At 63.9% G+C, this 12046-nt stretch carries 9 protein-coding genes, 2 pseudogenes and 1 other annotated feature; of the genes and pseudogenes, 3 read left to right on the top strand and 8 right to left on the bottom strand.

The window, feature by feature from the left end:
- Positions 1-649 precede the first annotated feature (649 nt).
- On the top strand, positions 650-1663 hold the full coding sequence (locus QW868_RS19980) for an IS110 family transposase (protein WP_316231284.1): 1014 nt from the start codon (positions 650-652) through the stop codon (positions 1661-1663).
- Between the two features lie 467 nt (positions 1664-2130).
- On the opposite strand, the gene QW868_RS19975 is transcribed toward QW868_RS19980, so the two are convergent.
- Entirely contained in the window at positions 2131-2499 is a 369-nt protein-coding gene (locus QW868_RS19975) for a hypothetical protein (RefSeq protein ID WP_315739234.1), read from the bottom strand.
- Between the two features lie 235 nt (positions 2500-2734).
- Here QW868_RS19975 and QW868_RS19970 point away from each other — a divergent pair.
- Positions 2735-3030, top strand: a pseudogene (locus QW868_RS19970) (IS3 family transposase); the annotation flags it as partial.
- Positions 2818-2934, top strand: a sequence feature (AL1L pseudoknot). Its footprint overlaps the pseudogene before it by 117 nt.
- A 245-nt stretch (positions 3031-3275) precedes the next feature.
- Here the strand turns inward: QW868_RS19970 and QW868_RS19965 are convergent.
- A pseudogene (locus QW868_RS19965) lies at positions 3276-3458 on the bottom strand (GMP synthase (glutamine-hydrolyzing)); the annotation flags it as partial.
- 83 nt (positions 3459-3541) lie between these two features.
- Here QW868_RS19965 and QW868_RS19960 point away from each other — a divergent pair.
- Positions 3542-3922, top strand: coding sequence for an avidin/streptavidin family protein (locus QW868_RS19960; protein WP_315786501.1), 381 nt, complete (start codon positions 3542-3544; stop codon positions 3920-3922).
- Between the two features lie 731 nt (positions 3923-4653).
- On the opposite strand, the gene QW868_RS19955 is transcribed toward QW868_RS19960, so the two are convergent.
- From QW868_RS19955 to QW868_RS19930, 6 genes are all read right to left on the bottom strand, one after another.
- Complete coding sequence (locus QW868_RS19955) at positions 4654-6351, bottom strand: FAD-dependent oxidoreductase (protein WP_316231283.1); 1698 nt, start codon at positions 6349-6351, stop codon at positions 4654-4656.
- A 2-nt stretch (positions 6352-6353) separates the two neighbouring features.
- The gene (locus QW868_RS19950) at positions 6354-7067 is read right to left on the bottom strand and encodes an SDR family oxidoreductase (RefSeq protein ID WP_315776797.1); all 714 of its coding nucleotides are present in this window, start codon (positions 7065-7067) and stop codon (positions 6354-6356) included.
- Entirely contained in the window at positions 7064-8053 is a 990-nt protein-coding gene (locus QW868_RS19945; RefSeq protein ID WP_316231282.1) for an NAD(P)-dependent oxidoreductase, read from the bottom strand. The genes QW868_RS19950 and QW868_RS19945 overlap by 4 nt, the downstream gene beginning before the upstream one ends.
- Positions 8054-8063: 10 nt before the next feature.
- On the bottom strand, positions 8064-8486 hold the full coding sequence (locus QW868_RS19940) for a cupin domain-containing protein (RefSeq protein WP_316231281.1): 423 nt from the start codon (positions 8484-8486) through the stop codon (positions 8064-8066).
- A gap of 70 nt (positions 8487-8556) precedes the next feature.
- A complete protein-coding gene (locus QW868_RS19935; protein WP_316231280.1) occupies positions 8557-11136 on the bottom strand; it encodes a branched-chain amino acid ABC transporter ATP-binding protein/permease in 2580 nt (859 codons plus the stop codon).
- The gene (locus QW868_RS19930) at positions 11133-12002 is read right to left on the bottom strand and encodes a branched-chain amino acid ABC transporter permease (RefSeq protein WP_315739227.1); all 870 of its coding nucleotides are present in this window, start codon (positions 12000-12002) and stop codon (positions 11133-11135) included. The genes QW868_RS19935 and QW868_RS19930 overlap by 4 nt, the downstream gene beginning before the upstream one ends.
- Positions 12003-12046 lie beyond the last annotated feature (44 nt).

Genomic DNA, 12046 nt, shown 5'->3' with positions numbered 1-12046 from the left:
CACGGCGCACGTTATAGGCGCTCTCCCCGGGGATCGGCTGTCTTGCCCCCGTCGCCGGCGGATCATCATCACCGCCGGCTTGGCATCAGCACCGCGATGCCAGGACCACACCACTTCGCCGTCGCCTCGCTCCGTTCGTCGGCGCGGGCTTTGACACCCGGCTGCGGAGCAACGCGCCCATCGCCTCCCCAGCCCGACGCTCGTGACGATCGCGAAACGTCCCTCTTCAGCGAGCCGGGATGCGCGAGAATGTGGAGGTGATTTGCCCGACAACGCAAGTGAGGAGTCCGCGACAAACTGGCACGACGGGCAGTTGGCGCATGTAGGGCATGCGTGGACTGCTCGTCGGGCAGATGATCCATCGCACGACGACCGGGCGTCCGTGAGTCGCCTCGCCCCTCCCCCATCGTCATGGCCATGCTCGGTCACAGCCATCCACGTCGTGGTCATCACGAAGAAAGACGTGGATGCCCGGGCCTTCGTCGCGGGCCCCGCGCTGAACGGGGCAGCGAGGGCGGTCGAGATAGCGAGCGAAGCTCACGAGTTTTCTGCACTGAAGATCATCTAGCCGGCCTCCGCAACCGCGGGGGTGGTGGAGCTAGAGTGAGTTCGTAATGATCGAATCACTTTTGACCACGAGGAGGCGAAGATGATGTACGGCGGGATCGATCTGCATTCCAACAACAGCGTGATCGTGGTGATCGACGAGGCGGATCGCGTCGTGGGACAGAAGCGCTTGCCGAATGAGATATCCAAGATCATCCTCTTTCTGAAGCCCTGGCAAAGCGAGATGAAGGGTGTCGTCGTCGAGTCGACCTACAACTGGTATTGGCTGGTCGATGGCCTGCAGGAAGCTGGCTTCCACGTGCATCTCGCCAACACATCCGCTATCAAACAATATGAAGGACTGAAGCACAGCGGCGACGAGGCCGACGCGCAGCATCTCGCTCACTTGCTTCGGCTGGCTATCCTGCCGACGGGAACGATCCTGCCGAAGGAGCACCGCGTCGTGCGAGATCTGGCGCGCAAGCGCATGCAGCTGGTGCATTCGTGCACGGCGCATGTCCTCGCGGTGGAAAACATCCTGACCCGACAGTTGGGCAGACGAATGACCAGCAACCAGATCAAGCGACTGACCAACGACACGATTGACAGCTTGCCGTTGGTCGCCGATGTGGGCTTGGCAATCAAGGCGAACGTCGCCGTCATTGCGACACTGCAGGCGCAAATCGAGGTTCTCGAGATACGCCTGCAGGAATGCGTCAAACGCCAACCGCAATATCGCCTGCTAACCAGTGTGCCAGGGATCGGTCAGACGCTAGCGACCGTCATTCTCCTGGAAACCGGTCCAATCGAACGGTTCGCTGACGTCGGCAATTTTGTATCATACGCGCGCTGCGTCGACAGTGTGCACACCAGCAATCGCAAGAAGAAAGGCGAAGGCAACGTCAAGAACGGCAACAAATATCTTGCCTGGGCATTCGTCGAGGCGGCGAACTTCGCCAGGCGCTTTTGCCCCGAGGCCAGCCGATTCCATGAACGCAAGAAGGCCAGGACCAACAACATCGTTGCGACCAAAGCGCTGGCGCATAAGCTGGCCCGGGCCTGCTACCACATCCTGAAGGAGGGCAAGCCGTTCGATATAACGCGCTGCTTTGCCTGAAGGACGACGACGATCCGGTGAGCCGCGTACGGTGACTGGAGCTGCAACCAGCTGCACTGAATTGGACGCCGGATCGCCGTCACCAACTGCACGATAGCGGATCGCCCGAACTGCAAGCCATCCGGAGATTGGCGCCGGCACGCCGACAGCCATGGTTCTGTGAAACTCTTTTGGATGCGGGACGGCACCAACGTTCTTCTGGGGCGGCTATGCCGCCAGGGCAAGGTCTCGATTGGGCCGCTGCTTGATCCTCATGGGTGTCTGGCGCGATCCGCGATGCGGGCGCAGCCAACGACCGAAGAAACGGGCGCGGTTCAAAACGACGCAGCTGGATACGACGACAAGAATGAATTGGCAGCTGGCGCTGCCAAAAAAAAAAGCTCTGCGGCACTTGACGAACGGCCGGCTAATGGGTGTCACCGTAATCAACCCGGGTTGATCAAGCCCAGATCGCTCGGCTGATCTCGCTAATTCTTGAAGACATCCCCTGTGACGAGGACCAGATCACATCGGAACTCGTCAGAGGTCTTGCCGCCTGCATCTTCAATCCGGTGGTAGCAGGTGTTGTTGCCGAACGGCCTGTTCTCAAATTTACCATTCTTGTCCTGCACGATCTCGGCTCGGATCTTCCCGCCCAGCATGTTGAACAGGACGTGTGCCTTATCGCCTTTGCAGGCAAGAATGATGGCGTCACCGCCGTCTTCCAGGCCCCCGGCGCTCACGGCTTCTTTCAGGCAGTCGTTGATGCTTGCGACGATCAGATCCTTCGATCCGACTTCAGCGGCGGCGGACACACTCGGCAGAGCGAGACAGATGAACATTATGAACTTCTTCATGACGACGGCTCTCCGGGCCGGATTGAACGATTGATCGCCTCACCCTAACCACTTGGGACGATGAGGAATGCCTGCTTTGACAGCCGAGAAACTGGGCGCAAGTCAGGCAGACAACGCAAGAGCTCGTCCAAATCTCGGCGTGCGACATCGGCCGAAGTCCCGTGCCCATTTTTTGGCGCGGCATTGGCAATTTCATTGAGAACCTGCACCCTGATCGCGCCACTGAACCGTTCCGACCGACATGGCCGAGAGGCTGAAGGCCCTGGAACGGGAGAACCGTGAGCTTCGGCAGGCCAATGAGATCCTACGCAAGGCAAGCGCCTATTTTGCGACGGCGGAGCTCGACCGCCGGTCCAAGCCATGATCGCCTTCATCGACGATCACCGTGGGACATATGGGGTCGAGCCGATCTGCAAGGTCTTGCCGATCGCCCCTTCGACCTACCACGCCCATGAGGCCAAGCGGCGCGATCCGACCAAGCTGTCGGCGCGCGCTAAGCAGGACGCCGGGCTGAAGATTGATCTGGTACGAAATCATCGACGGAGCACCAATCGTCTGATTGCGGCCTATCCGCGTTATTTTAGGCTGAAGTAGAGCCTATGCTGACGATACGTCTGGTCGTTCTGCTTTCTTTAGCGCGGAGCTATTCCCATTTTGTTTGAGTGCAGGTCTAGATTGGCGCCAGCTTTGATCAGGCCGCAGCCAACTTCAGTGAGGGCGCGAAATACTTGCGCTTCTCGAGACCCATGATCTCAAGGCTGCCTACGCCCTCACTCCTACCCGATCGTTCCCGGCGGCTTGCTCGTCACGTCATAAACCACCCGGTTCATGCCCTTCACCTCATTGATGATGCGCGTCGCGACGCTACCCAGAAACGTCATGTCGAACGGATAGAAGTCCACGGTCGTGCTATCGGTCGGGGTCGCTGCGCGTCGGCCAACGCAGTGGTCACACGTTCGGCTGCTGCTCAGCGCTCGATCAGTCTTCCCAAGTCACCCAAGACGTGCCAGGTTAGCATAAAACAACCAGGAGGACACACTCTATGCGCCTTGAGCCAGCACTCTCGCGTTCAATGCCCGCAACAGAACCACTGAACATCGGCGGCGACTGGAAAAATGAGCTCCGGTCAGAGATGCACCTAGATCAGAATGGGGCAACTCTCACGGGGCACTACAAGAGTTATAAGAACGACGCCGGCCAGATTGCGGCGGAAGGTCCCTTGGTCGGCTGGGTGAGCGGCAAGCTTGTGACCTTCTCCGTGAATTGGAACGGACTAGACTCGATCACGTCGTGGGTCGGGCAGCATATTGAAGACCAGGACGGGCCGCGGCTGGTGACACTATGGCAGATGACGAAAGCTGTTCCCGACGGCAGCGAATGGGAATCCATCAACGCCGGAGCCGACACATTCTGGCGGGTCTAACGACCCGCTGCCGCCCCCTACTCCCACTCGATTGTCTCGTGCTAGATTAAGGCGTTGATCTTGAAGGCTTTTGCGCAGGTATCGTTTCAGGGCGCCGATCGCGAGACCGACGATTTGGTTTGATCTTGATTCCACAGGAATATCTTGTGCGCTCATGCCGAGCGCCCGTTCGGCAACTATCGGCTGCTATTGCCTACACGGCAATGAGCAACTTCTAACCTTGGTGCCAGCAGCTCATGAATGAGAGCTGAGCGGGAACGACAATTCAACTCCGAAAGCAGCGCGTCGGCCAGGCGATATCAGGAAAAGGCTGCAGAGGCGCATGATGCTCAAGTCGCCTCGTTACGGGGACGTGCAACCATATCATCTCGAGTTGCCCAAATACGAGCACTGTCCGCTACTCGAGCAGCCCCGAGTCGTTCGTCAATTGCAAACTTCCCAAGTTGATCCCGTGTTGCACGCGATATAGCAGCGAGCCGGCGGGGATCCGAAGCGGCGCGACTACGCCAGCGAGCCAGTTACGTGCGTTGGCCGGGCGGCGGGTGGGGAAGGCCACCCCACCCTGGACAACGACAACAGTCCTCCTAACCACTGCCGCGTCCCCACTTCAGGCAACAACCCGTGGCCGACTTTCACAAGCCGCGAAGTGTGACCAAGTCGTTCTCATGCCTCCAGGCTTCGAGAGGTCACATCGAGCCATGCCTGGAGCGAGCTCAAGAGCATGAGAGCCCTCAAACATTCCCGCCGGCGACATTCCTGCCCACGAGCCAGCCGAAGACCAGCGCCGGACCCAACGTGATTCCGGGCCCGGGATAGGCCCCTTCCATGATCGAGGCCATGTCGTTGCCACAGGCGAACAGGCCAGGAATGGATGAGCCATCCGCGCGCAACACCCGCCCGCGCGCATCGGTGACGAGGCCCGCAGACATGCCGAGATCGGCCGGATAAACCGCGACGGCATGGAAAGGCGGCTCCAGGATCGGCGCGACGCAGGGATTGGGATGCTGATCGGCGTCGCCGAGCGCACGCTGATAGATGTTGCCGCCGCGGCCGAAGGCGGGATCCTCGCCGCGCACCGCACCGGCGTTGAACTCCGCGACGGTTGCAGTCAATGCCTGTGCCGGGACGCCGATCGTCTCCGCGAGCGCGTTCAGACTGTCGGCACGCTTGAGATAGCCCGCGGCGACGTCACGCGCGACACTGCGCGTGAACGGCTTGATCTTGCCGATGCCGTATCTCCACAGGAAGCGGCGATCGCAGATCAGCCAGGCGGGAATGGCCGCAGCGTGATCGAGCTGCGCGCGCACGAACTCATGGTAGGATACCGCCTCGTTGACGAAGCGGCGGCCGGTGCCATCGACCGCGATCAGGCCGGGCTTGGCGCGGTCGGTGACCGTGTGCGGGAAGACGCCACGGCTGCCGTCGGCCCGTGTGAAGGTCGAAGCCGGCACCCAGAACGCGCCCGCTTTCGTCGGCGCCGACAGGCACGCGCCCAGGGCCATGGCCAGCTGCGCACCGCGTGGTGCGGCGCCGGGGTCGACGGTGGCCGACAGCAGGCCGGCGGCCTCAGGCACATAGCAGCGGCGCAGCTCGGCATCATGCGACAGCCCGCCGGTCGCGAGCACCACGCCGCGCCTTGCGGTGATCCAGGAGCGGCCGGAGCGATCGATAATTTCGAGCCCCGAGACCCTGCCCTGCGCGTCGGCCTCAAGCTGCTGGGCGGAGGTGCCGGTCCGTATCACGACGCCACGATCGAGTGCCGAGCGCAGCAGCCGCGCCGCCAGCGCGTTGCCGAGATAAAGCGTCGTGCCGCGCCGCGCCGTGAGCCGCTGCAGGCCATAGCGCACGATCAACCTGGCCGCATGCAGGGCCGAGCGCAACGATCGGCCGGCACGGCGCAGATGCGGGATATCCTGGCGGCTGATCATCATGCCGCCGAACAGCATGAACTCCGGCAGCGGATCGCGCAGCAGCGCAAAGGCGTCGCCGAGGCCGCGCGCATCGAATGGCAGCGGCTCAAGCACCCTGCCTCCCGCGGTGGCACCGGGCAGGTCGGGATAATAATCCGGATAGGTCGGCACCGGCTGCAGCCGCAGCGCAGTGCGGACCTCGAGATCGCGCAAGGCTTCGTCGCCGAATGCAAGGAATGTCTCGAGCCGCGTGCGGTCCTGCCCCGGCACGGTCCGGTCCAAATACGTGCGCGCCGCCTCCAGCGTATCCGCCCGCCCCTCCGCGGCCGCCTTGTGATTGGCAGGAATCCAGACCATGCCGCCGGAGATGGCGGTGGTGCCGCCGACGAATTCGGCCTGCTCCAGCAGCAGCACCGAGCAGCCGTCAGCCGCGGCGATGGTTGCCGCCGTCATGCCACCCGCGCCGGCTCCGACGACGACGACATCGAACGTCTCGCCGGCGTGCAGCGCCGCCGTCATGCTCACACCATGCCGCCATTGGGCTGCACGATCTGGCCCTGGATCCAGGAGGCCTCGCCGGAGGCCAGGAAGCGCACCACCTCCGCAATCTCGCCCGGCTTGCCGATGCGATTGAACGGGCTCAACGCCGCCATGCGCTGCTTGGCCTCCTCGGTCTTGCCGGCATTGAAAAGATCAGTGTCGACGGGACCGGGCGCCACCGCATTGACGCGAACACCGCGCGCCGAGAGCTCCTTCGCCATCGACCGCACCAGGCTTTCGACCGCTGCCTTGGTTGCCGCATAGGGCCCGGTGCCCGGCACCGCATGGCGGACCAGCGATGTCGTGATCGCGACGATGGCGCCGCCGTCGCGCACGCGCCGCGCTGCCTCCGCCAGCACGTTGAAGGCACCCAGGACGTTGACCTCCATCAACAGCCGAAAGTCCTCCGGCCTGAAGCTCGCGAGCGGGCCTGCCGGCACGTTGATGCCGGCGTTGGCAATGACGGCCTGCGGCGCAGCACCGAGGTCGGCGGCAACTTGCGCGAAGACCTGCGCGACCGACGCGGCATCGCGAATGTCGACCTTGTATTGTCTGCCGGGCCCTCCGTCCGACGGGTGATGGGTGGCGTAGGTCGAGGCCACCTGCCAGCCGGCGACGGCAAACGCCCGCGCGCAGGCGGCGCCGATGCCGCGGGAGCCGCCGAAGATGAGAACGATCGGAGAAGAAGTGGTCATTTTCGATTCCTTGATGGAGATGGTGTCTTCGCCATCGCGGCCCGCGTCGCTTCGATCGTCGCCTCGATGCCTTTTTGCAGATCGTAGCGCGGCTGGTAGCCGAGCTCCGCTTTGGCGCGGCCGATATCGAGCGCGCCCTTGACGGCGCTCAGCACGCGGCCGCCATGATGATAGGGACCGGTGTCGCCGACCGTGATTCTCGCACCGGGAATGGCGCGATTGACGGCGTCGGCCGTGTCGCGCAGCGTCGGTGCCACACCGGTCGCGACATTATAGGCGTCGAAGCTGTGATGCGGCTTGTCGAGCGCGAGCAGCACGCCAGCCACGGTATCGTCGATATAAACCTGATCAACCGCGAGATTGCCGCCGTCCTCCTGATGGAATGGCTCGCCGCGCAATGCGGCTTCGATGAAGGTGCGGGGCATGCGCAGGCGCGGCAGATGCGGTCCGTAGACCCAGCAGGTCCGCACATTGATGCATTCGAGACCGTGATCGCGCGAATAGACGCGACCATAGTGCTCGGCTGCGAGCTTGGTCACGCCGTAGACGCTGGCCGGCTTCTGCGGGTGCTCCTCGTCGATCACGGCGGATTGGAAGTCGCCATAGGTCTCCTCGGTCGAGATCTGCACGACGCGCCTGACGCCGGAGAGCCGCATCGCCTCGAACAGGTTGATCGCGCCCTCGACATTGACCCGCAGCGCCTTCAACGGAATGTCAGCGGCCTGAACCACACCGACCACCGCGGCGGCATGAATGACTGCATCGGGACGGAATGTCTGGAACGCTCGCAGCACTTCATGCCATTCGCCGAGATCGATCGCAGCGTTGACGAGTGGCTGTTGTTGCGAGGCGAGTGCGGCCATGGCCGGCGAGACCACCAGGTCGATGGCGATGACGCGATCGCCGCGCGCGAGCAGCGCCTGCGCGATGGCCGTGCCGAGCCAGCCGCAGGCGCCGGTGACCAGAATGGTCTTGCTCGTGGTCATGCCCGGCCCCTCACCGCGGCGCCGGCTCCTCGTCGGTCGGCGGGCTGGTGATCACGAGGAACAGCAGCGGGTCGTTGCCGGTGCAGTGGAATTCGTGCACCACGCCCGGCGGAATGTAGGTGACGTCGTTGGCGCGGACCAGCCGGCGCTCGCCATCGAGGATCAGGATGCCCTCGCCCGACAGCACGTGATAGATCTGCTCCTGCACCTTGTGGGAATGGCTCTCGACATGCGCGCCGGGCTCGTAGGAGGAGATGCGATAGTCGAAGAAGCGGCTGCCTGTGGTATCCGGTGTCACGATCGCCTTGGACAGCGCCTGATTGAAGTGGCCAGGATACTGGGTCCAGAAGATCTCGGCGAGATTGCGCGTGGCCGCCTTCTTCTCTTTCGCGGCATTCGCAAAGGCCGTCGGTCCGGGTACGACGATCGTCATGTCTCATCTCCTCAGGAAAGTTCAGATCGCGCCCGCGAGCAGACGCCGATTAGTTGCGAGCATGTGACGCTCATGTGCTGTTGGCCGCGCGTTGCACCGCGTCAGCGGCCTGGGTGATGCCGAGCAAGCGCCCCTGCAGCTCGTGATCGGCCGCGAGCGCAGCGGCGTCACCGACATGGGCCACGCGCCCGTTCACCAGCACATAGGCGCGGTCCGCCATCGCCAGCACGCTCTCGGCATGATGCTCCACGATGACGAGGCTCGCGCGCGACCTCAATTTGGACACGGCGTCGCGGACCTCCTGCACCACGGCGGGCGCCAAGCCCTCGAACGGCTCGTCGAGCAGAATCAACCGGCTCGGCACCATCAACGCGCGCGCGATCGCCACCATCTGCCGCTCGCCGCCGGAGAGATTTTCGGCACGCGCCTTGTGCAGGATGCGCAGCTTCGAGAACAGATCGAACACGTCGTCGAGCGACGCGCCGCCGGCGCGGGTCGCGAGCTTGAGATTCTCCTGTACGGTCAGGTTCGGAAACAGCCGGCGCCCTTCCGGCACCAGCGAGATGCCAAGACGGTTGATCTCGTCCGGCCGTAGCCGGTTGAGCTCCCTGCCGTCGAACGTGATGCGACCGCCGCTCGCCGGCACCGTGCCTGTGATGGCCCGCAGCGCGGTGGTCTTGCCGACGCCGTTGCGCCCTAGCAGCGCCACCACTTCGCCAGGCCGCACGGCCAGGTCGAGCCCGTCGAGCACGGTGCCACCGCCGTAGCCGGCGCGCACGCCCTCGAGCCTGAGCAGCGGCTCGGCGGCGGCGCTGCCGGGAAGCGGCGTCACATTGGTCGCCCGCGACGGAGCCGCCGCGACTTGGCCACGGGCTGTGCCGAGATAGGCCGTGACAACTTCGGGATGCGCCGCCACCTCCGCCGGCTCGCCGTCGGCGATCAGCCGCCCCTGATGCAACACCGTGATGCGGTCGGACATGGCCAGCACGCGGTCGATGTCATGCTCGATCAGCAGCACGGCGTGGGACTTCGCCAGCCGCATGATCAACTCGCCTACGATCTTGCGGTCCGACTCCGCCAGACCGGCCAGCGGCTCGTCGAGCAGAAGGAGCTTGGCATCGATCGCGAGCGACACCGCGATCTCCAAGAGCCGCTTCTCACCATGCGCCAGCGCGGAGCAAAGCTCGGCGGCTCGATCGGCGAGGCCTACGGCATCGAGCAGCGACCACACCTTCGCGTTTGCAGCCGCATCGTCATAGGCATCGCGCCAAAGACCCGTCCATTGCCGGTTGGCAGCCTGCACCGCGATACGCACGTTCTCGAACGCGGTGAGGTTGGGAAAGACGCTCAGGATCTGGAACGAGCGGGCGATGCCGAGCCGCGCGCGCTTGTACGGCGACAACTGATCGATGGGCATGCCCTCGAACAGGATGGTGCCGGCGTTGGCCCGGAGCACACCGGTCAGCAGATTGAACAACGTGGTCTTGCCGGCGCCGTTGGGGCCGATCAGGCTGTGCAGTCCGGTCCGGCTCATCTCGAAGGACACGTCGTTCTGGGTCACGATCGAGCCGAAATGCTTGGACAGGTTGCGGATCGCAAGAATTGGCACCTCTGAGGCCGTCGCCGCAGCCTGGCGTGCACGATCCGGCGCGTAAGGAACGATGTCGCGCGGCCGCGATGGAATGACATTGCGCGTCAGGGTCCAGCGGCTGCGGCCGGCGATGCGCTGGAAGATGCCGTGAATGCCCTCATCTGACAGCAGCGCGAAGGCGATGATGATGGGGGCGAAGACCAGCCACCAATTCTCCGTGATGGCGCTGAGCCGGTCCTCCAAAACGATGAAGACGATGGCGCCCCACAACGGCCCCAGGAAATGATGCACGCCGCCCAGCGCCGCCATCAGCACCGGATCGCCGGCATGCTCCCAGTTCAGATTGTTGGCGTAGACGCCCTGCAGCAGCAGCGCCATCAAACCTCCGGCGACGCCGATGCCGCCGCCGGCAATGACGAGCGCAATCAGCTTGGTGCGGTAGGTGTCGAAACCCAGGCTTGCGACCCGCTGCTCATTGTCGCGCAACGCCTGCATCAGTCGGCCGAACGGCGCATGCGCCAGCCGCCACATCATCCACAACGAGCCGATCACCACGACGAGCGTGAACCCGTGGAAGGCAAGCGCGGAGCGAAACAGCGGACGCGCGACGTTCTGCAGGCCGTTCTCGCCTCCGGTCACTGAGGTCCATTTGAACGCAATCTCGAACGCGATCTGGGAGCACGCCAGCGTCAGCAGCGAAAAGTAGAGTCCGCGCCGGCGAAGGATGATGGCGCCGACGATCAGCGCCAGCAGCAGCGAAAATGCCACCGCGATCGCCAGACCGGTGATTTCGTTGGCGCCCGGCATGAAGCCAAGGCCGATTGCCAGCGCATAGCTCGCGCAGCCGAAGAAGAAGGACGCGCCGAACGGCACCAGGCCGAGATAGCCGATCAGGAAGTTCACCTCCGCGCCGTAGAGCGTGTAGATGGCGATCTGGGTGACGCGATGGATCGGCATGCCCACAGCGAGCGCGATGCCGGAGGCGAGCGCCAGTATCGCGACCGCCACGAGCACCGGGTGACTTGCGAGCCCCTGCAGCACGGGCTTGGCCGTCGTCATTCGAAACGCTCCCAGCGCTCGCCGAATAGTCCGCGCGGCCGCAGCAGCATGATCGCGAACATCAAGGCATACATCGATGCGGCGGCCGCCTCTGGCCAGAACTGAATGGTCAGCGAGGTGACGATTCCAACCGCGAGTCCGGCGACCACTGCGCCCCGAAAGGAGCCGAGCCCTCCGATGGCCACGATCACAAACGCTGGCATCACCGCATTGGCAGCCATTGACGGCGACACCGTCCACAGCGGCGCGGCCAGCACCCCAGCGATCGCCGCCAGCATGCAGCCGAGCCCGAAGACCGCGGTGAGCACCCGCGGCAGATTGATGCCGAGCAACTCCACCATCTCCGGGTCCCGGCTGCCGGCACGCAGGATCCGGCCATAGGGTGTGAACGCCAGGAAGCCCCATAGGCCGAGCAAGGTCGCGGTTGTCGCGCCGAGCACGGCCACGCGATATTTGGTGATCAGGAGAGGACCAACTTCAACGATCCCTGCAAAGGCCGGCGGGGGATTGAACGGCTTGCCGTCGGCGCCCCATGCATAGCGGATCACCGCTTCGATCAGCAGCGCCAGCGCAAAGGTCACGATCAGGCTGAGCAACGGCTCCTTGCCGTAGAGGCGGCGGATGATCGTCACCTCCACAGCCATGCCGATCAGCCCGACCACCGGAGGCGCCAGGATCACGGCGCTCCAGCCGAATAGCTGGAACAGCTGCCAGGCCACGTAGGCCCCCAGCGCGAAGAAGGCGCCATGCGCGAAGTTGATGACGCCGAGCAGGCCGAAGGTGATCGACAGACCTACGGCGATCAGCACGTAGATGAAGCCGAGCACGAGTCCATTGGCCGCCTGGGAGACGAGAGTGTCGAGCATCGTTCGAGCCTGTCGGTGCGCTGCAGGAACCGGGGTCGCCCCGC

This window comes from Bradyrhizobium sp. SZCCHNR1051 (assembly GCF_032489615.1).
In the GTDB taxonomy this organism is placed as follows: domain Bacteria; phylum Pseudomonadota; class Alphaproteobacteria; order Rhizobiales; family Xanthobacteraceae; genus Bradyrhizobium.
Note: the sequence above shows the minus strand (reverse complement) of the source record. Positions and strands in the feature narration are given on the sequence as shown.